Below are 21426 nucleotides of genomic sequence, written 5' to 3'. Positions count from 1 at the left end.
CATTCTGTGCATTGGACGCATCAGATGCAGGCTGCATACGGTTTCCGCATGCCTCCTGCCGATACCGGGGCATCCGTCGTCACCATGCGATCGGGTGCCTCTGCCTCGTCGTCCCTCTCCTCCGATGACACCGACACCCGGCTGGTCCCCGGCGGGCCCGGCTACCGCCGGATGAGCTTCGCGCTCTTCGCCGCGGGTGTCGCCACCTTCGCCCTGCTCTACTCCACGCAGGCCCTGCTCCCCGCGATCTCCGACGACCTCGGCGTGACGCCCGATCAGGCCAGCTGGACCGTTTCCGCCGCGACCGGCGGCCTCGCCCTCGCGGTCGTCCCGCTCAGCGCGCTCTCCGAGCGCTACGGGCGCCGGACCATGATCACCGCCGCGCTGTGCGTCGCCGCGCTCGTGGCACTGCTCGTGCCGTTCGCCCCCAGCCTGGGCTGGCTGGTCGCGCTGCGTACGGTGCAGGGTGCCGCGCTGGCCGGTGTGCCGGCGTCGGCGATGGCGTACCTGGCGGAGGAGGTACGCCCCAAGGCGCTGATCGGCGCGATCGGCCTGTTCGTCGCGGGCAACAGCATCGGCGGCATGGTCGGCCGGATCCTCGCCGGCTGGGTGGCACAGGCCTGGGGCTGGCGCGCGGGCCTCGCCGCGGTCGGCGCGCTGGCCGTGGTGTGCGCGGTGGTCTTCCGCGCGATGGTCCCGCGGGCCCGCCACTTCACGCCGGCGGCGGTCTCGGTGAAGTCCCTCGGCCGGACGCTGGGCACCCACCTCTCCGACCCGCTGCTGCGCCGCCTGTACGGCATCGGCCTGCTGTTCATGACCGTCTTCGGCGCGGTGTACACGGTCATCGGCTACCGGCTGGCGGACGCGCCGTTCTCGCTCCCGCAGGGCGTCGTCGGCTCGATCTTCCTGATCTACCTGGTGGGCACCGTCTCGTCGGCGGCGGCCGGCCGGCTGGTCGGCCGCCTGGGCCGCCGCGGCGCGCTGTACCTGGCGGTCGGCACGACGACGGCGGGCCTGCTGCTGACGCTGAGCACCTCGCTGGTGGCCGTCCTGCTGGGCCTGGTCCTCATCACCGCCGGCTTCTTCGCCGGCCACGCGGTGGCCTCGTCCTCCGTCAGCCGCGCCGCGAAGACGGGCCGCGCCCAGGCGTCGGCCCTCTACCAGACGGCCTACTACCTGGGCAGCTCGGTGGGCGGCACGCTCGGTGCCATCGCCTTCCGCTCGGCGGGCTGGGACGGCACGGTGGTCCTGGGCCTGCTCGCGATGGTGGGCGCCGCGTCGATCACCCTGTACGCGACCCGCAAGGCGATCGCCCGGCAGCGCGTGGTGGCCATGTCGTCCCGCCGCTGATCTTTTTCGGCACCCGAACGGCCCGCTCCGTCGCCTGGACAGGCGGGGGCGGGCCGTTCGCGGTCAGCTGGCGGGGAAAACGTCCGTTTCGATGGCCAAGTCGAACGGCGCGGGGAGGTGGATCTCCTCCCCGAACTTCGCGACCTGTAGTTCGCGGTAGAGATCGCCCTTGGGCTCACCGTAGAGGGTGACGGTCGGGCCGGCCTGCGCCCACCGATCGACGAGCAGATACAACGGCACCCCTGCGTGCGCATACGCTGCGGGCTTGCTGACACGGTCGTGCCGGAGGCTTGATTTCGACGTGACTTCCACGATGAGCAACGTGGATCGAGCGGGAATGTAGTGCTCGGACTCGGCCAGCTCCCTCAGCGCCGACTTCGGCACGACAGCCAGGTCCGGGATGAAGAGGCCGCTGCGCGACGGCACGGACACCGCCTGTGTCGTGTAAGCCCCCCAGTCCCTCGGGATCCCCATGTGCAACGAGCGGTGAATTTCCTCTGTGATGTCGTTGTGCTTGTTGGCAGGCGCAGGTGACAAGGTGATGAGCCCCTCAATGATCTCCGCCTTCCAGCCCTCAGGAGGTTCGAGCTCCTCCCAGGCGCGGACGAGCCCATCCCAGCCGAAGCCGTTGTCCGGCCACTGGTCGACAGTGAGTGCGCTCATGGCGATCCCCTCGATCGATGTCACCACAGTCCAGCATGCCGAACGGCCCCGCAGCTGGTCCACCAACCTCGTTCACCCGTACGAGTACCGCCGCGTGGTCCGGAACCTGACGTTCCCTCATACCAGCTCCGGCAGCGCAAGGTTGGCGTTCACGCGCTGTGACGCGCTTCTCACAATCGGCGCCGGGCGGGGTGACTTTTATTGCGCCATCCGGTGTTCTTGGCCGTCTACAGACCTGAAGTGATCATGTCGATAGGACTGGTGTGAATTGGACAGATATTTCGGTCACCTGTGGAGCGGCAAGACACTGGCTGCCGTCCGGGGCCGACTCGCCGCGATCGTGGGGACAGTCGCACTGATCGCCGCCGCCCTCACCGGCGCCGCCGCCGGTACGGCCACCGCCGCGACCACCGGGGCGTCGAAGCCCGGTGGGTGGTCCTGCTCCGGGGCGCCCGTCCCGGACGGGTACGTCATCACCAACTACAACCGCAGCGGATGCAACGGCATTGGTTCCTGGTACCAGGAGCCCGTGCGCGACGGCATCTGGACCTGCGGCGGATCGCCGATCGTGACCGGCTACGTCATCACCAACTACAACCGCAGCGGATGCAACGGCGTCGGCGCCTGGTACCACGAGCTCGCCCGTGACGGCCGCTGGACCTGCGCCGGCTCGCCCATCCCGGCCGGTTACGTCACCACGAACTACAACCGCAGTGGCTGCAACGGCATCGGTTCCTGGTACCACCAGCTCGTCCGCAACGGCATATGGACCTGCTCCGGCTCCCCCATCCCGCCCGGCTACCGCAGCACCAACTTCATGGCGAGCGGGTGCAACGGCGTCGGCGCCTGGTGGATGGTGCGCGCCTGATCGCCGATCGTCCTGGACCGTTGGGCCCGCTCCCCCCGAACCGGTGGGGGGCGGGCCCTTCGTCGTCACACGCCGGAGGGCCTTGAGAGCTTCGTGGTCCGGGCGCAGCCGCACATCGGCGACTGACGGCCCCCGCCGCAGTTGCGACGGTCCGGACCGTGGCGAACAGTGGGTACGAGGTCTGGTCCATGAGGTTTCTTCGTCGAAAGGGCGCAGTGATGAGCCTGCACATCGACAGCATCGAGCCTCCCCGAGGCCGGGAAGGCCAGCAGTGGATCACCATCAGTGGCGAACTGCACACCGTCACCACGGTGCTCTGGGGAGACACCGAACTCAACGAGAACGACTGGTTTGAGGAGAGCTACCCGGACGGCCACACGGAACTCGACGTCACGGTTCCCGCGGGTGAGGGGACGGTGCACGTCGTCGCCGTCGGCGACGGCGAGAGAAGCAACGACATGGAGTTCACCTACGTGTGACCTGGCCGAACCGTCCGGCTTTGATGCCGGTGAGGAGGGTGGCGAGGGTGGGTGGGGTGGTCGTTAAGACGTCGGCGGGGTGGTCACTCTCGCGGAGGCGTAAGAGCCCGCCGGAGCTGGCGGACACTTCGACGCATTCGCCGTCTCCACCTGTGCTGAACGATGACTTGCGCCATTCGAGCCGAGACATATGGCTACCTATCCAAGTTCATACAAGACATGCTGGAGCAGGCTCAGTGAGTTCCGGGCTTTCTGGGCCTCAGGAGCAGCCGCCGGGTCGATGGGGGCGAGGGCCAGGGAAGCCAGTCGCTCGAACATTCTGGCGTACTCGGTGATGCGGGGGCCATCCCCGATGAAGTCCGCGCTCGTCGGATACTCCCGGTAGAGCGTGTCCAGCTCCGGAGCGGAGCCTCCGAAGAGGATGAAGGACCGGGCGTGCGGCGAGTAGGGTCCCAGCTCAAAGGGGAAGATCTGCACTCTCACATGAGGCAAGCGGGCTACCTCGATGAGCCTCAGCAGCTGTCTCCGCATGGTCTCGGTACTGCCGACGCGCGTCCGGAGGGCCGACTCGTGGATGACAACGTGATACTTCTGGAGCCCACCCAGGATTCGCTGCCGCTCGGTCCTGAACTGCACCCGCTGGTCGAGGCTTTCATGCTTGCCCTCGATGGCAGCGATCATGGCGCGTGCATACTCTTCGGTCTGGAGCATGCCCGGGATGTTCAGCGTGTCGTGAACACGGATGCTGTTGGACCGTGACTCCAGTTCAGCAAGATCGAGGCCCCTGCGGGCCACGGAACCCCTGAACTCGTCCCACCATCCCTTGCCTGAATCCTGGGCCATTTCCATGAGCCCTTCGAACAACGCCCCTGGCGGACAGCCGTATTCACGCAGCAGCATGTAAAGCCGGTTCCTGGACACGTCGAGTCGCCCCGTTTCGATGTTGCTGATGCGCGCGCGGTCGGCATCAAGCAGAACTGCGGCCTGATCGCCCGAAATTCCCGCGCTCGTACGCAGCTTGCGCAGCTCCGCCCCGAGCCGGCGCTGCCGCTCGCTGGGCTGCTTTCTGGGTGGCATCCCTGACCTCCTCCTCGCTGGCGGCAGTCTGTCGACGCCCTGCCGGAAGGGTCCATTCAACGAGGTCCACGTCACCCACACGTGGCAACTATCCAGTGATTCATTGCTCGGGTGTGAAACCTTTCACTACGGTCGACGCGACTCACCGGCACGCGCCGAGGCGGAAGTGCACCCAGGTCAACGGTCGTTGGCGTGGGCAACGCCACCGCCCCCAGCCACCCCCACCCTGGAGACGCGTCATGCGTACACCCCACCCCTCCCCCGACTGCTCCCTCGTCTTCCCACCCCACCCCGCATGGGTCCGCGCGGCACGCGAAACGGTGCGGACCATGCTGGCGGCGGCACGGAGAACCGACCTCACCGAGACCGCCGTCGCGCTCACCTCCGAGGCCGTCACGAACGCGGTCAACGCCTGCCTGGCCAAAGGCTGTACGACGCCGGTCACCCTCTCCGCGGAGTGGACCGGACCGGGCCGGCTGCGCGTGCTGGTGCACGACGGGGCGTCCGGGCTGCCCGTGCGGCGGCACGCGGCGCCGCCCGAGGACGAGAGCGGTCGTGGCCTCCTGTTGATCGAACGCGGCGCGGACGCGTGGGGGGTGTGCACGCACGGCCCCGGGCCGGGTAAGGCGATGTGGTTCCTGCTGGGCGGCGCACCGCCCGCGAAACCGGCCGCCTGCACGCAGTGCACGGAACTCGAGGCGGCCCGGCGCGCGGCCGTGGCCGGGGGCGACAAGGAAACCGTGGTGGACGCGACCGTGGCCGTACGCAGTCACTTCCGCGACACGCACCTGCTCGGGCGCGGGCGCGCGCGGTGACCGCCTACGCGGCGGGGCGCCTGGTGAACCACTGTGCGCACAACGCGGGTTGGACCCACGCGGCAGGCGAGTCGTACTGCGACCGTTGTGGGACCCGGCGCTTCACGGAGTACGGCGCCGTGCGGCCGGCGGGCCTGCCCCACGCCGTCGTCCCGGCCGCGCGGGACCAGGAAGTCGCCGACCGGTCGGCAGCGGCGAACGTACGGTGGCGTATGGTTGACCATACGTCAGCGTATGGACCTCCTTGGAGGACGTCATGAGCGTGATACGCAATGTCCATGAGCGCACCGTCCGGGCGTCGGCCGCCGCCGTCGGGGCTCTGCTCGATCGCCTGTCGTCCGACGACGACCCCGTCTTTCCGGTGCCGGCCTGGTCTCCGATGCGCTTCGACCGGCCGCTCGGCGTGGGGGCGACCGGCGGTCACGGCCCGGTGCGCTACAGCGTGACGGCGTACGAGCCCGGCCGTCGCGTCCGCTTCGACTTCACCGCGCCGGACAACGGCTTTCACGAGCTGACGGTCGAGCCGCTCACCGACGAACGGTGCAGGGTGCGCCACGTCCTGGAGGCGGAGCTGCGCGGCGTGAAGCGGCTTCGGTGGGACGCCGTGATTCGGCCCGTGCACGACGTGATGGTCGAGGAGCTCTTCGACAACATCGAGCGTCTGACGACGGGCCCGGTGGCCGACCCGGTCCGCTGGTCGCCCCGCGTCCGGCTGCTCAACCGGCTCGGCTGGGACAGGCCCGTGGCGGTGGGCTTCCCGGCGGGCGCCCGGCTGGTCCGTACGGCCGTCGACTGGTTCGACGAGGCTGACTACCGGGACGCGTACGCGATGGAACTGCCGCCCGGCATGCCGCTCGATCCGGTGGCCTGGGAGGGCGTGCTGCGGGGCATCCCCATAACGGACCGGGCGGAGCGCGAGATCGTGCTCGGTCAGGATGCCGGGCACCTGGATTTCCGGGCGTCGCTCCTGGTGGACGCGGAGGCGCGGCGGGTCACGCTCAGTTCGGTCGTACGCGTGCATCCGAAGGCGCGCGGACGGCTCTACTGGGCGGTGGTGTCCCGCGTCCATCCCTTCATGGCGCGCATGATGCTCCGGCGCACGCACCGTCGCCTGGCGCTCGCCGCGCCGAGTGCGGCAGAACGGGAGGTACGTGCCCGGGCGGCGGCCACGGGGTGAGACGCCTCCGGCATCAGGGGGCGGTCTGGGCCTCCAGGGCGGTGCAGAGCCAGTCGTGGGCGGCTCCGGGGGTCGGCTCCGGCGAGCCGGTGACCTCGGCGGTGAGTTGCCAGTAGTGGTCGATGCGGGGGTCGGCGGCGAGCTGGCCGCTGAGGTGACGGCGGAAGGCCGGGGTGTCCCGGGTGCCGCGCGCGTGGGCGTAGACGGAGACGAAACAGTCGAGCGCCTCGCCCTCGTGGGGTGCTCGTCGCTCCCGTATGGGGGCGGCGGCGAGCGCGTACGCCTCGGTGAGGCCCTCGTAGATCAGGGCAGGGCGGTAGCCCTGGTCGGGCCGGTGGACGGCGGGCTGTGGCTGGTCGGTACCGGGGCAGGGGGCGGAGGTGAAGGCGTGCAGCCGGGCGAAGGCCAGCACTTGGGCGGGTGTCGGGTCCGACGGGGGCTGCGGGACGGCCAGTTCGATGACCGAGGCGGCCACCCGGGCCGGCAGCCGTGCGGGCAGCCAGCGCCGCCAGAAGCGCGCCAGCGGTGCCGTACTGGGCGGAGTGGTCATGCCGCCGATCAGGAGCAGCCGCTCGGCACGCTCACCGGGGGCGCAGTCGTGGAGCAGTTGGAGGGCGGCTTCCCGCCAGCGCAGGGCGGCCAGTTGCGAGCCGAGCTCCCGCAGTTGCCCCGCGACGACGTCCTCCAGCGCGTCCTGACGCTCGAGGACCCGGCCCACGTCCGGCACCGGCAGGTCGAGGGTGCGCAGCGCACGGATCAGGCGGAGCCGGTCGAGCGCTTCGGGCCCGTACCGGCGGTGGCCGCCGGCGCTGCGGACGGCTTCCGGCAGCAGGCCGCGGTCGGAGTAGAAACGGACGGTCTTGACGGTGACGCCCGCATGCTCGGCGAGCTCGCCGATGCTCCACATGCTGTCGGACAACAAGGTGTGGACCTCCCCCCTAGGTGCGTCAAGCCTAGGCGAAGCCCGTCGGGCGGCCCCGTGCCCGCCCGACGGACATCATCGGTCCCTGAGGGTCAGGACGTGGTCCGCTCCACCGGAATCCACAGCTCCGCGTCCGCCTGTGCTCCGTCCTGCGACACCTGGGTCCGCAGGATCTCGGGCCCGGGCCGGCTCCGGTACGGGTTGGACGGGAACCACTGGGTGTACACGTCCCGCCACAGGTACTGGAGTGTCTGCGGGAACGGCCCGGAGTTCTCGAAGACGGCCCATGTCCCGGCCGGGACATCGAGGACGTCCATGTCCTCGGGCGCGGCGGCGTGGGTCACCACGCCGTGGTAGTAGTCGAGTTCGCTGCCCTCCGTGCGGCAGGGGTCGAGGTTGTCGGTCGCGGAGATGATCCCCCGCGGCTTCTGGTCGGACAGGTTCTGTATGCGCTCCAGGGTCTCCGGGTCGATGCTCCGGATGAAGTCGGCGATGGCGGGGTTCAGTCCCTCGTACACGAGGGGGACCCGGGCCTTCCTGCCGACCACACGGAACTCGTCCTTCTCCACGATCCGGTACTTCATGCTGCTGCTTCCTTCCACGATGAGGCGGAAGGACATCCGTGGCTGGGACTGCAGGGCCGCACCGGTGCGTCTGACCTCGCCGGGGCCGACGCCGTGCATCGCGCGGAACGCCCGTGCGAACGCCTCCCCCGAGGTGTAGCCGTAGCGCACCGCGATCTCCAGCAGCGTCCGCTCGCCGGCGAGTACTTCGGCGCCCGCGACGGTGAGACGCCGGCGCCGGACGTAATCCGACAGCGGTATCCCGGCCAGCGCGGAGAACAGCCGCCGGAAGTGGTACTCGGACGTCACCGCGATGCGTGCCAGCTCGGCCACGTCGATGCGCCCGTCGAGGTGCGCGTCGATGTGGTCCATGGCCCGGTTCAGCCGCTCCAGCACTGTGGACTCCTTCCTTTCGGGCACCACGTTAGGAAGGGATCACCCTGCCCGACCCGACATCCTGTGCCCGGCAGGGTCGGGTACGAGGAGGTGCTCAGCCCTTGTCTCAGCCCTTGTCTCCGCCCTGGTCTCAGCCCTTGTCGTGCCGGGAGGCGGCCAGGCCGTCGAGGATGCGGTCGAGGCCGCGGGTGAAGTCCTCGTCGCGGGTCTGCTTGGGGTCCTTGCCGGCGTACTCCGCGTACAGCGCGCTGAGGCGCGGGTAGGACGCGACGGCCTGCTGGGCTGCGGGAATCATCTGCTGGGCCCATTCGTTTTCGGTGCGGCCGTTGCGGGTGAGCGTCGTCAGCATCGCGGCCTCGGCGCTGGTGATGCCGATGACGTAGGAGAAGACGGTGGTCATGGCGTTTTCGCCCTCTTTGAGGGTGAAGCCCGCCGACTCCAGCAGGGTGAGCATGTCCTCCGAGAGTCGCATGAGATTCGGGCCGAGGTAGGCCGTGCCGACCTGGCTGAGCACGGAGGCGAGCCACGGGTGACGCAGGATCATCGCCCGCATGGCGTGGGCGCTTTCGGCGGTGACCTCGCGCCAGTCGGCTTCGCCGGCGTCGGCCGGCAGGTGCAGTTCGCCGTAGACCTCGTCCAGGACCAGCTCGATGAGCTCGTCCTTGTTCGCCACGTGCCGGTAGAGGGACGTGGCGCCCGCGCCCAGGCGGGTGCCGAGCTTGCGCATGCTCAGCGCCTCGAGTCCCTCGGCGTCGAGCAACTGGATGGCCTCGGCCACGATCTGGTCCCGGCTCAGCGCGGGCTGCTCGCGCCGCCCACGCGGCGGGCGGGTCCAGACCGAGGGAATCGGCTGGTCATCGGCCGTCATGGCGGCTCCTCTCCGTCGTGGCCAGATTAGCCCACCCCGGACGGGGGTTGCGCACACCGTTCCGCTCTGCGTACAGTGTTCGCAAGAAAGCGTACAGCGTGCGCACCACCGTCCCGGGGGATCTCAATGAACACCGAACACCTCGACGTCTCCGCCTACCGGACCGCCGAGAAACTGCTGCGGCACAACCGCGCGCAGCTCGTGCGCGGGGGCCGCGTCAGGCCGCAGTGGATCGGCGACGACGGCCGCTTCTGGTACACCGTCGACACCGCGGCCGGCCGGCGGTTCATCCTCGTCGACCCGGCGGCCGGAACCCGTGAGCCGGCGTTCGACCACGCGCGGCTGGCCGCCGCGCTGGCCGCCGCCTCCGGGCAGGACGTGGACGCCGCCGCCCTGCCCTTCGCCGCCATCGAACCGTGCGACGACGCCGTCGAGTTCGACGCCTTCGACGCCCACTGGCGGTGCCCGCTCGACACCTATGTGTGCGAGAAGGCCGAGCCGCGAATGGCCGGCGGGTTCCTGGACGTCACCTCCCCCGACGGCAAGCAGGCCGTGTTCCTGCGCGACCACGACCTGTGGGTGCGCTCCTACGAGGACGGGAGCGAGCGGGCCCTGACCACCGACGGCGAAGCCGACAACGCCTACGGGACCAGCCCCTTCTCCCCCACCGTCCTGCTGAACAAGGTCGGGGTACCCCATCTGCCGCCCGCCCTGGCCTGGTCGCCCGACTCGACCCGCGTGCTCACCCACCGCACCGACATGCGCGAGGTGCGCACCACACACCTGGTGGAGGCCATGCCGGCGGACGGCGGCGCGCCACGGCTGCTGACGCAGCGGTACGCGTTCCCCGGCGACGAGCGGCTTCCGCTCGGCAGCTTCGTCATCCTCGACGTGACGACGGGCGAGGCCGTCCCGGCGCGCACCGAGCCCGAGCCGATCACGCTCATGTCGCCGATCACGACCAAGTGGGCCTGGTGGGCCGAGGACGGCTCGGCGGTGTACTACCTGAGCCAGTCCCGGGACGTGCACACCCTGAGCCTGCACCGGTTCGACGCCGCCACCGGCGAGGTCAGCACGGTGCTGACCGAGAGCGGTAAGACGCGGGTGGAGCCCCACCAGCTCATGGCACACGCCCCCACGGTGCGCGTGCTCTCCGGCGGGGACGAGGTGCTGTGGTACTCCCAGCGCGACGGCTGGGGCCACCTGTATCTGTACGACGCCCACACCGGCGAGGTGCGTGGGCAGGTGACCTCGGGTCAGTGGGCGGTGCAGGAGATCCTGCACGTCGACGAGGAACGGAGGGTGGTGTACTTCATCGCCTCCGGGCTGGTGGCGGCCGACCCGTACCGCAGGTCCGTGTGCCGCGCCGGGCTGGACGGGTCGGGATTCGCGCGGATCACCGACGACGAGCTGGACCACGTCGTCACCGTGCCGCGGAGCGGGCGGTACTTCGTCGACTCGGCGTCCACGCCGGACACGCCGCCCACGATCACCGTGCGCGGCTGGGACGGGCGGGTGCTCGTCGAGCTGGAGCGTGCCGACATCAGCGGGCTGATCGCCACGGGCTGGACGCCCCCGGAGCACTTCCGGGTCAAGGCGGCCGACGGTGTCACCGACATCCACGGGGTGATCTACCGGCCGCACGGCTTCGACCCCGACAAGAGCTACCCCGTCATCGACCACCCCTACCCCGGCCCGCACATGCGGCGGGTGTCCGCGTCCTTCGAGCCGGGGCCGTTCGGCTTTGACGCCGAGGCGGTGGCCGCGCTCGGGTTCGTCGTGGTCGCGCTGGACGGGCGGGGCACGCCGGGCCGCGACAAGGCGTTCCACGACGCCTCGTTCGGGAACCTGGCCGCTGCCGGCGGCATGGAGGACCACGTCGCCGCGCTGCGGCAACTGGCCGCCGACCGGCCCTGGATGGACCTCGACCGGGTGGGGATCTTCGGCATCTCGGGCGGCGGCTTCGCGACCGTGCGGGCCATGTGCGCCTTCCCCGAGGTCTACAAGGTCGGCGTCTCCGAGGCCGGCAACCACGAGAACCGGAACTACCTCACGGCGTGGGCCGAGGTCTATGACGGCCAGGACGAGGAGGCGTACGCCCGGTCGTCCAACGTGGAGATCGCCGACCAGTTGGAGGGCAAGCTGCTGCTGGTCCACGGCGGCATGGACGACAATGTCCACCCCCATCTGACGATGCGGCTGGTCGACCGCCTCATAGCCGCCGACAAGGACTTCGAGCTGCTGATCGTCCCGGGCGCGGAGCACCTCTTCCTCGGCTACGAGCACTACGTGACCCGGCGGCGGTGGGACTTCCTGGTCCGCCACCTGATGGGCGTCGAGCCGCCGGAGGGCTACCGGCTCGCCCCGGCCCCGTTCGACCTGCAGCTGGTGGCCGACGTCTTCGGCTGACCGGCCCGGGAGTGACGGGGCCCGGGGAAACCCGGGGAAACCCGAAGCAGCCCGGGGAAGTCCGGGAAAGGGGAAAGCCCCCGCGCGGGGGGCGGGGGCTTTCCGTCGCGTACGCGGTGTGCTTACGCGATGCGGTCCAGCACGATCGGGTTCGGGGTGAAGTCCGTGCCCGCCGGGGAGATCTCGACGCCGCCGTCCAGCGCGGCCAAGGCGTAGTCGAACTTCTCCGGGGTGTCCGTGTGGAGGGTCATCAGCGGCTGGCCCGCGGTGACCGTGTCGCCCGGCTTGGCGTGCAGCTCGATGCCCGCACCGGCCTGCACCGGGTCCTCCTTGCGCGCCCGGCCGGCGCCCAGGCGCCAGGCGGAGACGCCCACGGCGTAGGCGTCGAGCGCGGTGAGGACACCGGAGGCGGAGGCGGTGACGACGTGCTGCTCGCGGGCGACCGGCAGGGTCGCGTCCGGGTCGCCGCCCTGGGCGATGATCATGCGGCGCCAGTGGTCCATGGCGGAGCCGTCGGCGAGGGCCTTCGCCGGGTCGGCGTCCTTCAGGCCGGCCGCGTCCAGCATCTCGCGGGCCAGGGCCAGGGTCAGCTCGACGACGTCCGCCGGGCCGCCGCCCGCCAGGACCTCCACCGACTCGCGGACCTCGAGGGCGTTGCCCGCGGTGAGGCCCAGTGGGGTGGACATGTCGGTGAGCAGGGCCACGGTCTTGACGCCGTGGTCGGTGCCGAGGCCGACCATGGTGGAGGCGAGCTCGCGGGCGTCGGCGATGTTCTTCATGAACGCGCCGGAGCCGACCTTCACGTCCAGGACCAGCGAGCCGGTGCCCTCCGCGATCTTCTTCGACATGATCGAGGAGGCGATCAGCGGGATCGCCTCGACCGTGCCGGTGACGTCGCGCAGCGCGTAGAGCTTCTTGTCGGCCGGGGCCAGGCCGTCGCCGGCCGCGCAGATGACGGAGCCGACGTTGCGCAGGACGTCCATCATCTCGTCGTTCGAGAGCAGGGCGCGCCAGCCCGGGATGGACTCCAGCTTGTCGAGCGTGCCGCCCGTGTGGCCGAGGCCGCGGCCCGACAGCTGCGGCACGGCCGCGCCGCAGGCGGCGACGAGCGGGGCCAGCGGCAGGGTGATCTTGTCGCCGACGCCGCCGGTGGAGTGCTTGTCCGAGGTCGGCACGGGCAGGGACGAGAAGTCCATGCGCTCACCGGACTTGATCATCGCGGCGGTCCAGCGGGCGATCTCCGCGCGGTCCATGCCGTTGAGGAGGATCGCCATCGCGAGCGAGGACATCTGCTCGTCGGCGACCTCACCACGGGTGTAGGCGTCGATGATCCAGTCGATCTGCTCGTCGGTCAGACGGCCGCGGTCACGCTTGGTGCGGATAACGGAAATGGCGTCCATCAGCACATTTTCCTTAAGTTCGTGCGTCCTCAGGTCTTCCCGGGGCCGGAAAGTGACCCGGACGGGCCGAAACATCAGCCCGTCCGGCGCTTAGGGACATCTTCAACGATTCAGGTCGGCGGGCCCAAACGCGTCCGGCAGCAGCTCCGCCAGCGGGCGGATGCCCGTGGTGGTGTCCACCGCCAGCTCCGGGCCGCCGTGCTCCCACAGCAGCTGACGGCAGCGGCCGCACGGCATCAGGATGTTGCCGTGGCGGTCGCAGCAGGTGAAGTGCGTCAGGCGGCCGCCGCCCGTGGCGATCAGCTCGGAGACCATGCCGCACTCGGCGCAGAGGGCGACGCCGTAGGCGGCGTTCTCCACATTGCAGCCGGTGACGACGCGGCCGTCGTCCACCCGGGCCGCCGAGCCGACGGGGAATCCGGAGTACGGGGCGTAGGCCCGGGACATGGCGTCCCGGGCCCGCGCACGCAGGCCCTCCCAGAGGGAGTCGGTCACTTTCCTTGACCCTTCCGGTACGGCTTGCCGTTGGCCTTGGGCATCCGCAATCGTTGCGCGGAGAGCGAGAGGACCAGCAGCGTCGCGACGTACGGGGTGGCGTCGACGAACTCCAGCGGCACGGTCTTGGTGAGCGCGTACCAGGCGATGAGCGCCACGGCCACGACACCGCTGATGATCGCGGGCTTCTTCTTGCCGGCCTTCAGGCGCCACAGGGCCAGGCCGATCAGCAGCACCGCGACGAGCAGCAGCAGCGCGTGGACGGTCGGGCCGCCCGAGCGCAGCTGGAGGCTGTCCATGAAGCCGAACAGGCCGGCTCCCATGGCCACGCCGCCCGGCCGCCAGTTACCGAAGATCATCGTGGCGAGGCCGATGTAGCCGCGGCCACCGGTCTGGCCGTCGGAGTACATGTGCGTGCCGATGGCCAGGAACGCGCCGCCCAGGCCCGCGAGGGCACCGGAGACGACCACGGCCGCGTACTTGTAGGTGTAGACGTTGACGCCGAGGGACTCGGCGGCCACCGGGCTCTCGCCGCAGGAGCGCAGACGAAGGCCGAAGGAGGAGCGCCACAGCACGAAGAACGTGCCGACGAACAGCAGCGCCGCGACGATCGTCAGCCAGGACACGTCGGTGACCAGGCCGTCGAGGATGCCGGCCGCGTCGGAGACGAGGAACCAGTGGTGCTTCTCGATCGAGCCCAGCCAGTCGGACAGGCCCGGGATCGAGAAGTGCGGCATGTTCTCCATGACGGGCGACTGCTTGTCGTTGCCGCCCGCCTGCTGCGCCGCGCTGCCCTCGGCACCGAACCACAGCTTGGCCAGGTACTGGGTGACGCCCAGCGCCAGGATGTTGATGGCCACACCGGAGATGATGTGGTCCACGTTGAAGGTGACGGTGGCGACGGCGTGGATGAGACCGCCGAGCGCACCGCCGATGATGCCGGCGGCCGCCGCGGCCCACGGGCCGTGCTGCCAGCCGACCCAGCCGGCGCTGAAGGTGCCGAGCATCATCATGCCTTCGAGGCCGATGTTGACGACGCCCGCCCGCTCGGCCCACAGGCCGCCCAGGCCCGCGAGGCCGATGGGCACGGCCGCGCCCAGCGCGCCGCTGAACTGACCGGAGGAGGTCAGGTCCTCGGCGCCGGTGATCACACGCAGCGCGGACAGCAGGATCAGCGCGCCGGCGATGCCCAGCAGGATGATCGGGTAGGAGAGCTTGCGCCGCTCCTTGCCGCCCTTGTTCTTGCCGCTCAGCCGGTCGGCGAGCGCGGAGGTGAAGGTGGTACTCACGCGGAAACCTCCGCCTTGTCGCTCTTACGGGCCTGGGCGGCGAGCTCCTCGCCGACCTTGCGCTGCTGGACCTTGAGTCCGTACCGGCGCACGATCTCGTAGGCGATGACGACGCACAGGACGATGACGCCCTGGATCACGCCGACGATCTCCTGGGCATAGCCCTCGAACTCGAGCTGGGTGCCGGTGCGCTCCAGGAAGCCCCAGAGCAGGGCCGCCAGGGCCATGCCGATGGGGTTGTTGCGGCCGAGCAGCGCGATGGCGATACCGGTGAAACCGATGCCGGTGGGGAAGTCGGTGCCGTAGTTGTACGAGACGCCGAGCAGGGTCGGCATGCCGACGAGGCCCGCCATGGCGCCGGAGAGCACCATCGAGGTGATCACCATGCGCTTGACGTTGACGCCGCTGGCCTGCGCGGCCGACTCGGACTGGCCGACGGTGCGCAGGTCGAAGCCGAAGCGGGAACGGTTCAGCACGAACCAGTAGGCCAGGCCGGCCAGCACCGCGACGACGACGAAGCCGTAGATCGGCTTGGGCGTGGTCGGGATCTCGAAGAAGTGCGCGGAGTCGGGCAGGTAGGGCGTGTGGATGAGGTTGCCCTCCTTCTCCGCCAGCCGCCCGTCCTGCAGGAAGTAGCCGATGACCGAGGCGCCGATGGCGTTCAGCATGATCGTGCTGATCACCTCGCTGACGCCACGCGTGGTCTTCAGCAGACCGGCGATGGCCGCCCACATCGCACCGACGATCATCGCGACGAGGATGACGACGGGGATCTGGATGAAACCGGGCAGCGTCAGCGCGCCACCGACGACCGCGGCGAAGAAGGCCGCGATGCGGTACTGGCCGTCCACGCCGATGTTGAACAGGTTCATCCGGAAGCCGATGGCCACCGCCAGCGCCGACAGGTAGTACGGCGTCGCCTTGTTGATGATCCAGACCTGGCTGTCGGCCTTGGAGCCGAAGTCGACCATGACCTCATAGGCATGGAACGGGTCCTTGCCGGTGGCCGCGATGATGACCGAGGTGATCACCAGGGCGGCGACGATCGCCAGTGCCGGGGCGGCGAAGCCCAGGATCAGCTTGTTCTTGTCGAACTTCTTCACTTCGAGTCACCGCCTTCCGGGGTCTCGCTGTCGCGGTCGTTCTCGGTGGCTTCCCCGGCCCCGGGCGCCTCGGCGCCCTCGGTGTGCTCGAGGTGGCCGGATGCTGCGCCGGTCATGGCCGAGCCCAACTCCTCCGGGGTGATCGTCGCGGGGTCGGCGTCGGCGACCAGACGGCCGCGGAACATCACCCGCAGGGTGTCGGAGAGCCCGATCAGCTCGTCCAGGTCGGCGGAGATCAGCAGGACCGCCAGGCCCTCGCGGCGCGCCTCGCGGATCTGGTCCCAGATCTGCGCCTGCGCGCCGACGTCCACGCCCCGGGTGGGGTGCGCGGCGATCAGCAGCTTGGGCAGGTGGCTCATCTCGCGGCCGACGATCAGCTTCTGCTGGTTGCCGCCGGACAGCGAGGCCGCGGTGACGTCGATGCCGGGCGTGCGCACGTCGTACTCGCGCACGATCCGCTCGGTGTCGGCGCGGGCGGCCTTGATGTCGATGAGACCGCCCTTGCTGTTGGGCTTCTCGGTGACGTGGCCGAGGATGCGGTTCTCCCACAGCGGCGCCTCGAGCAGCAGGCCGTGGCGGTGGCGGTCCTCGGGGATGTACCCGATGCCACCCTCACGGCGGCTGCGCGTCGGGGCCTGGGTGATGTCGGCGCCGTCGAGCGTGACGGTGCCGCCGTCCGGGGTCCGCATGCCCATGATGGCCTCGACGAGCTCGGCCTGGCCGTTGCCCTCCACGCCCGCGAGGCCGAGGACCTCGCCCTTGTGGATGGTGAAGGCGATGCCGTCGAGCACCGCGCGGACGACGCCGTCGGGGTCGGTGGCCGACAGGTGCAGGCCCTCGACGGTGAGCATCGGCACGTCGGTGACCGTGGACTCACGGGTCTCCGGCGAGGGCAGCTCCTCGCCGACCATCAGCTCGGCGAGCTGCTTGGGCGTGGTCTCGCTGGGGATGGCGGTGCCCACGGTGGTGCCGCGCCGGATGACGGTGATGTCGTCGGCGACGGACAGCACCTCGCCCAGCTTGTGCGAGATGAAGATGACCGTCAGGCCCTCGGCCTTGAGCTCGCGCAGGTTGTCGAACAGCGCGTCGACCTCCTGCGGGACCAGAACGGCGGTCGGCTCGTCGAGGATCAGCGTGCGGGCGCCGCGGTAGAGGACCTTGAGGATCTCCACGCGCTGGCGGTCGGCGACGCCGAGGTCCTCCACGAGGACGTCGGGGCGCACGCCCAGGCCGTACGCGTCGGAGATCTCCTTGATCTTCGCGCGGGCCTTGTTGCCGATGCCGTACAGCTTCTCGGCGCCGAGGACGACGTTCTCGAGGACCGTGAGGTTGTCGGCCAGCATGAAGTGCTGGTGCACCATGCCGATGCCACGCGCGATGGCGTCGGCGGGGGTGTGCAGGGTGACCTGCTCGCCGTCCAGGGTGATGGTGCCCTCGTCCGGCTTCTGCATGCCGTAGAGGATCTTCATCAGGGTCGACTTGCCGGCACCGTTCTCGCCGCAGAGGGCGTGGACGGTACCGCGGCGCACGGTCAGGTGGATGTCGTGGTTGGCCACGACGCCGGGGAACCGCTTGGTGATACCCGCGAGTTCCACCGCGGGGGCGGTACTGCTGGTTTCTTTCGTGGACGCTTTGATGGCGCACTCTCCTCGGGGAAGGGAGCGGGGAGCCGGTTCGGCCGTGCGGGGGAACGGCGGGGTCCGGCTGGGCGGGGGCGACGCTACACGGGTCAACGGAGTGCTACGCGCGTAGCGTTGGCTCGTATGTACGGGCCCGGCGGCGAGGAGTCAACCCTCGCTGCCGGGCCCGGCGCTTACGGACCGGTCAGTACCGGCCTGCGATCACGGGGAGGTGCGGACCTTGACCGTGCCGTCCACGATCTTCTTCTTCGCGGCCTCGATCTGGTCCTTGATGTCGTCGATCTGACCGCCGGAGGTGGACAGCGACACGCCGCCCTCCTTCAGCAGGTACTTGTGCTCGCCCGTGAGCGGCTTGCCGTCCTTGACGCTCTTGATGAGGTCGAAGACCGCCACGTCCACGTTCTTCACGACGGAGGTGAGGATGGAGCCCTTGTACTTGTCCAGGCCCGGCTGCTGGTACTGGTCGGAGTCGACGCCGATCGCCCAGGCGCCCTTCTGGCCGGCGATGGCCTCGATCGAGCCGTTGCCGGAGAGGCCGGCCGCGGTGTAGATCACGTCGGCGCCGCGGTCCATCATGCCCTTGGCCTTCTCCTTGGCGGCCGCCGGGTCGTTGAAGCCCTTGTCGTTGTTGGCGTACAGGTACTCCGAGAACACCTCGACCTTGGAGTCGGTGTCCTTGGCGCCCTGCTCGAAGCCGGCCTGGAACTTCTGGATCAGGGCGTTGTTCACACCGCCGATGAAGCCGACCTTCTTGCTCTTGGACTTCAGCGCGGCGGCGACGCCGGCGAGGTAGGAGCCCTCGTGCTCACCGAAGGTGATGCTGTCGATGTTGTTGCCCGGAGCAACGGAGTCGACGACCGCGAACGTGGTCTTCGGGAACTCCTTGGCGACCTTCTCGATCGACTTGGAGTAGCTGAAGCCGACACCGATGACCGGGTTGTAGCCCGCCTCGGCCAGCGAGTTCAGGCGCTGCTCGCGGTCGGCCTCGGTCTCGTTGTTCTTGGCGGTCATCATCTTGGTTTTGACGCCCAGCTCCTTCTCCGCCTTGTCCGCGCCACGGGCGGCGGACTCGTTGAAGGAGTGGTCGTCACGGCCGCCGACGTCGAACGCCAGACCGGCACCCTTGTCCTTGCCCCCACCGGACTCGGTCGAGGACTCACCACAAGCGGTGAGAGTGAATGCGAGAGCCGCGGTGGTGATGCCCGCGACAGCGATAGTGGATACCCGGCGCACGAGGGGCCCCTTCACTCGAAGCGCCTCCGTTGGCGCTGGTTCGCGGGAATCGTAACGCGCGTAGATGCAGATAAAAGGGGTGCCCACAAGCCGTTATCGGATCGTCGCGAACCAGTCTTGACCAAATTGCCTACATTCGGTTGCCGTCCAGCAAAGCCGCGGCCGTGAACAGCTCCACCCCGACCTCGATCGCTTCCTCGTCCACGTCGAAATCACCGCAATGCAGGTCACGGCGGGTGTTATCGCCTACCGGGCGGACGCCCAGCCGGGCCATCGCGCCGGGCACGTGCTCGAGGTACCAGGAGAAATCCTCGCCACCGAGGCTCTGCTCGGTGTCCTCCACCGCGTACCGCCCCCGGCGCGCCGCCATGGCGCGTCGCAGCAGGCCGGTGACCTCGGGATCGTTGACCACGGGCGGCACGCCGCGGACGTAGTTGATCTCCGACTTGGCGCGGTGCAGGGTGGCGATCTCGTCCACCGCGGCATGCACCAGGTCGGGCGCGTCCCGCCAGGTGTGCAGGTCGAGGCAGCGGACGGTGCCGCCGAGCTCGGCGTGCTGCGGGATGACGTTGCAGGCGTGGCCGGTCTCCAGCCGTCCCCAGGTGACCGAGAGCCCCGAGCGGGCGTCGGCGCGCCGGGCGATCAGCGCGGGGACGTCGGTGGCGACCCGGGCGGCGGCCGTCACCAGGTCCGTGGTCAGGTGCGGGCGGGCGGTGTGACCGCCGGGCCCGGCCAGCACGACCTCCAGCCGGTCGCAGGCGGAAGTGATCGCGCCCGCGCGCAGCCCGATCCTGCCGACCTCGACCTTGGGGTCGCAGTGCAGCGCGAGGATCCGGCCCACCCCGTCCAGCGCCCCGCACTCGATGGCGTCCAGCGCGCCGCCGGGCAGCACCTCCTCGGCGGGCTGGAAGATCAGCCGGACGGGGTGGGGCAGCAGCCCCTGCGCGGCCAGGTCCGCCAGGACCAGGCCCGCGCCGAGGACGACGGTGGTGTGCACGTCGTGGCCGCAGGCGTGGGCCATCTTGGGGATCGTCGAGCGGTAGGGGACGGTCTTGGTGTCCGGGATGGGCAGCGCGTCGAGGTCCGCGCGCAGGGCGAGCACCGGTCGGCCGGCGGCGGCGTACGAGGCGCCGTCCCGGCCGATGTCACAGATGAGCCCGGTGCCGTTGGTGAGCGTGCGCGGTCTGAGCCCGGCCTTCTCGAGCCTCGCCCGAACCGCCGCGGTGGTGCGGAACTCGCGGTTCCCCAGCTCGGGGTGCATATGCAAGTCCCGCCGGAACGCGATGAGTTCGGCACGCAGTCCGGAGGGGAGCACGCCGGGCAGTTCACCTTCGACGGTTTCGGGGTCGGCTTCGCAGGGCATCAGATGATTCACCCTGCGAAGGTTAGAGCCCCGAATGGGGCAACTGTCCTTCAATCAAGAAAAGTTCAGCCGCATGGATGGGTCGGCCGACGGGTATGACCCGTATTTACGGCGTACCTTCGGCGACACGCACCGCCGGAACGGGTATCCGGGACAAGCGGCGCACATCGCGGGCGGTGCCGGTGACCGCGGCCAGGAAGCCCTCGGCGCGGGGCGAGGCGTGCTCGGTGAGCCAGGTGGGGTCGATGTCGCACACCGCGACGCTCACACCCGTGCCCGCCAGGGCCAGCGGCAGGGTGTGCACCACGGTGGAGGGGAAGCTCAGGACCGTACGGCCGATGGGGCCGCGCCGGGCGACCAGCTCCAGGGGCAGCTCGGGCCGGACGATCTCCAGGCCCACGGCGGCGGCTATCCGGCGCAGCTTGTCGGCGCTCTCCCGGCGGTGGGCGAAGTAGCGGGTGGCGCCGTGGGTCCGGGCGAGGGCGGCGACGGCGTCGAGGTAGCGCCCGGGGTCGACCACGCCGGTCTCGACGAGGGAGGTGCCCACGAGGTCGGTGCCACGGGTGAGGCGGGGTGGGCCGTAGGTGGCGCGGGTCCAGGCGAAGTCGTTGGCCGTGACCGTCACTCCGGGTGGCGGTTCGACGGGCATGGAGGTGAAGACCTCTACCGAACGGCGGTTGTTCGGCGTGAGCTTCCGGCGCGCCGATGCAGCCACCGGCGCGAAGAGAAGCCCGCGCGCCCCCAGTGCGGAGCGGCGGTGCCATCGTACGAGACGTTCGCCCCGGGTGAGTTGGGCGACGAACTCCAGGGTCGCGGTGCCGTCGTCCACCACGACCAGCTCGCGGGCGCGGGTGAGGGTCAGCAGCAGCTGCACGTACCGCGAGAAGGGGTCGCCGACGACGACGCGGCGGGCCCCGCGCAGCGGCCCGGCGAGGGAGCCGACGGTGCTCAGCGGCGCGCCCGGGCCGCCCCGGGCCTCCTCCCAGCGCACCCGGTGGCCCTGGTCCCGGGCCAGCTCGGCCATCCGGCGCAGCTGGCCGCGGGTCATCGGGTCGTGCGGGGCCAGGACGACGACCAGGAGGTCGCCCGCGAGCGGGGTGATGTCCCGGCGTTCCGGCTGGCGCGGCACTCCTGCGAACAGCGCAGGCGGTTCGGCGCCCGGGGCCGGTGCGCCGCAGTCGCGCGCGGCCGTGCGGTACGCCCATTCGAGGACGTTCAGCAGCTGCACCGGGCTCTCGACGAAGGCCAGGGTGGGGGCCGCCGGCCCGGCGGGTGGGCCGGGGGCCGGCCCCTGGGGTGAGGTCACCGGGGAGCCG

21 protein-coding genes are annotated in these 21426 nt (G+C 70.2%); 7 read left to right on the top strand and 14 right to left on the bottom strand.

The annotated features are described in order from the left end of the window. Positions 1-48: 48 nt before the first annotated feature. A complete protein-coding gene (locus tag ABZ956_RS00515) occupies positions 49-1350 on the top strand; it encodes an MFS transporter (protein WP_361884891.1) in 1302 nt (433 codons plus the stop codon). A 63-nt stretch (positions 1351-1413) separates the two neighbouring features. Here ABZ956_RS00515 and ABZ956_RS00510 read toward each other — a convergent pair whose 3' ends face one another. After that, on the bottom strand, positions 1414-2013 hold the full coding sequence (locus ABZ956_RS00510; protein WP_361886581.1) for a Uma2 family endonuclease: 600 nt from the start codon (positions 2011-2013) through the stop codon (positions 1414-1416). Positions 2014-2353: 340 nt separating this feature from the next. Here ABZ956_RS00510 and ABZ956_RS00505 point away from each other — a divergent pair, with 340 nt between their 5' ends. Together ABZ956_RS00505 and ABZ956_RS00500 are read left to right on the top strand one after the other, a co-directional pair. Beyond that, entirely contained in the window at positions 2354-2881 is a 528-nt protein-coding gene (locus tag ABZ956_RS00505; protein ID WP_361884889.1) for a hypothetical protein, read from the top strand. A gap of 218 nt (positions 2882-3099) precedes the next feature. Beyond that, on the top strand, positions 3100-3360 hold the full coding sequence (locus ABZ956_RS00500; RefSeq protein ID WP_361884887.1) for a hypothetical protein: 261 nt from the start codon (positions 3100-3102) through the stop codon (positions 3358-3360). Here ABZ956_RS00500 and ABZ956_RS00495 read toward each other — a convergent pair. Together ABZ956_RS00495 and ABZ956_RS00490 are read right to left on the bottom strand one after the other, a co-directional pair. Beyond that, entirely contained in the window at positions 3347-3550 is a 204-nt protein-coding gene (locus ABZ956_RS00495; protein WP_361884885.1) for a DUF397 domain-containing protein, read from the bottom strand. The two genes, ABZ956_RS00500 and ABZ956_RS00495, sit on opposite strands and share 14 nt — an antisense overlap. Before the next feature lie 8 nt (positions 3551-3558). Next, complete coding sequence (locus ABZ956_RS00490; protein WP_361884883.1) at positions 3559-4437, bottom strand: helix-turn-helix transcriptional regulator; 879 nt, start codon at positions 4435-4437, stop codon at positions 3559-3561. Between the two features lie 239 nt (positions 4438-4676). Here ABZ956_RS00490 and ABZ956_RS00485 point away from each other — a divergent pair, with 239 nt between their 5' ends. From ABZ956_RS00485 to ABZ956_RS00475, 3 genes are read left to right on the top strand one after another with little or no spacing between them, the layout of a single operon-like run. Next, positions 4677-5252, top strand: coding sequence for an ATP-binding protein (locus ABZ956_RS00485; RefSeq protein WP_361884881.1), 576 nt, complete (start codon positions 4677-4679; stop codon positions 5250-5252). Continuing rightward, the gene (locus ABZ956_RS00480; RefSeq protein WP_361884879.1) at positions 5249-5512 is read left to right on the top strand and encodes a DUF6255 family natural product biosynthesis protein; all 264 of its coding nucleotides are present in this window, start codon (positions 5249-5251) and stop codon (positions 5510-5512) included. Before ABZ956_RS00485 ends, ABZ956_RS00480 begins: the two co-directional genes overlap by 4 nt. Continuing rightward, positions 5509-6429: a DUF2867 domain-containing protein gene (locus tag ABZ956_RS00475; RefSeq protein WP_361884877.1), complete on the top strand. Its 921-nt coding sequence runs from the start codon at positions 5509-5511 to the stop codon at positions 6427-6429. The genes ABZ956_RS00480 and ABZ956_RS00475 overlap by 4 nt, the downstream gene beginning before the upstream one ends. 13 nt (positions 6430-6442) lie before the next feature. On the opposite strand, the gene ABZ956_RS00470 is transcribed toward ABZ956_RS00475, so the two are convergent. From ABZ956_RS00470 to ABZ956_RS00460, 3 genes are all read right to left on the bottom strand, one after another. After that, the gene (locus ABZ956_RS00470; RefSeq protein ID WP_361886578.1) at positions 6443-7336 is read right to left on the bottom strand and encodes a MerR family transcriptional regulator; all 894 of its coding nucleotides are present in this window, start codon (positions 7334-7336) and stop codon (positions 6443-6445) included. A 107-nt stretch (positions 7337-7443) separates the two neighbouring features. Then, positions 7444-8310 (bottom strand): AraC family transcriptional regulator, encoded by an 867-nt coding sequence (locus ABZ956_RS00465; protein ID WP_361884875.1) that lies wholly within the window; start codon positions 8308-8310, stop codon positions 7444-7446. A 130-nt stretch (positions 8311-8440) separates the two neighbouring features. Continuing rightward, entirely contained in the window at positions 8441-9178 is a 738-nt protein-coding gene (locus tag ABZ956_RS00460) for a TetR/AcrR family transcriptional regulator (protein WP_361884873.1), read from the bottom strand. Positions 9179-9304: 126 nt separating this feature from the next. Here ABZ956_RS00460 and ABZ956_RS00455 point away from each other — a divergent pair, with 126 nt between their 5' ends. Further along, positions 9305-11587 (top strand): DPP IV N-terminal domain-containing protein, encoded by a 2283-nt coding sequence (locus ABZ956_RS00455; RefSeq protein ID WP_361884871.1) that lies wholly within the window; start codon positions 9305-9307, stop codon positions 11585-11587. A 122-nt stretch (positions 11588-11709) separates the two neighbouring features. On the opposite strand, the gene ABZ956_RS00450 is transcribed toward ABZ956_RS00455, so the two are convergent. From ABZ956_RS00450 to ABZ956_RS00415, 8 genes are all read right to left on the bottom strand, one after another. Further along, positions 11710-12993: a thymidine phosphorylase gene (locus tag ABZ956_RS00450; protein WP_361884869.1), complete on the bottom strand. Its 1284-nt coding sequence runs from the start codon at positions 12991-12993 to the stop codon at positions 11710-11712. A 96-nt stretch (positions 12994-13089) separates the two neighbouring features. Beyond that, the gene (locus ABZ956_RS00445) at positions 13090-13482 is read right to left on the bottom strand and encodes a cytidine deaminase (RefSeq protein ID WP_361884867.1); all 393 of its coding nucleotides are present in this window, start codon (positions 13480-13482) and stop codon (positions 13090-13092) included. Further along, positions 13479-14771: an ABC transporter permease gene (locus ABZ956_RS00440; protein ID WP_361884865.1), complete on the bottom strand. Its 1293-nt coding sequence runs from the start codon at positions 14769-14771 to the stop codon at positions 13479-13481. Before ABZ956_RS00440 ends, ABZ956_RS00445 begins: the two co-directional genes overlap by 4 nt. Then, the gene (locus ABZ956_RS00435) at positions 14768-15874 is read right to left on the bottom strand and encodes an ABC transporter permease (RefSeq protein ID WP_361884863.1); all 1107 of its coding nucleotides are present in this window, start codon (positions 15872-15874) and stop codon (positions 14768-14770) included. Before ABZ956_RS00435 ends, ABZ956_RS00440 begins: the two co-directional genes overlap by 4 nt. Continuing rightward, on the bottom strand, positions 15871-17469 hold the full coding sequence (locus ABZ956_RS00430) for an ABC transporter ATP-binding protein (RefSeq protein WP_361884861.1): 1599 nt from the start codon (positions 17467-17469) through the stop codon (positions 15871-15873). The genes ABZ956_RS00435 and ABZ956_RS00430 overlap by 4 nt, the downstream gene beginning before the upstream one ends. A gap of 246 nt (positions 17470-17715) precedes the next feature. Next, on the bottom strand, positions 17716-18747 hold the full coding sequence (locus ABZ956_RS00425) for a BMP family ABC transporter substrate-binding protein (protein WP_361884859.1): 1032 nt from the start codon (positions 18745-18747) through the stop codon (positions 17716-17718). 130 nt (positions 18748-18877) lie between these two features. Beyond that, positions 18878-20110 carry an amidohydrolase gene (locus ABZ956_RS00420; RefSeq protein WP_361886575.1) on the bottom strand — a complete coding sequence of 411 codons (1233 nt, stop codon included), beginning with the start codon at positions 20108-20110 and terminating at the stop codon, positions 18878-18880. A 106-nt stretch (positions 20111-20216) separates the two neighbouring features. Continuing rightward, positions 20217-21416 (bottom strand): hypothetical protein, encoded by a 1200-nt coding sequence (locus ABZ956_RS00415; RefSeq protein ID WP_361884857.1) that lies wholly within the window; start codon positions 21414-21416, stop codon positions 20217-20219. Between the last annotated feature and the right edge of the window lie 10 nt (positions 21417-21426).

The organism is Streptomyces sp. NPDC046261 (assembly GCF_040646235.1).
Classification (GTDB): domain Bacteria; phylum Actinomycetota; class Actinomycetes; order Streptomycetales; family Streptomycetaceae; genus Streptomyces.
This window is presented reverse-complemented; position numbering and strand designations above follow the sequence as displayed.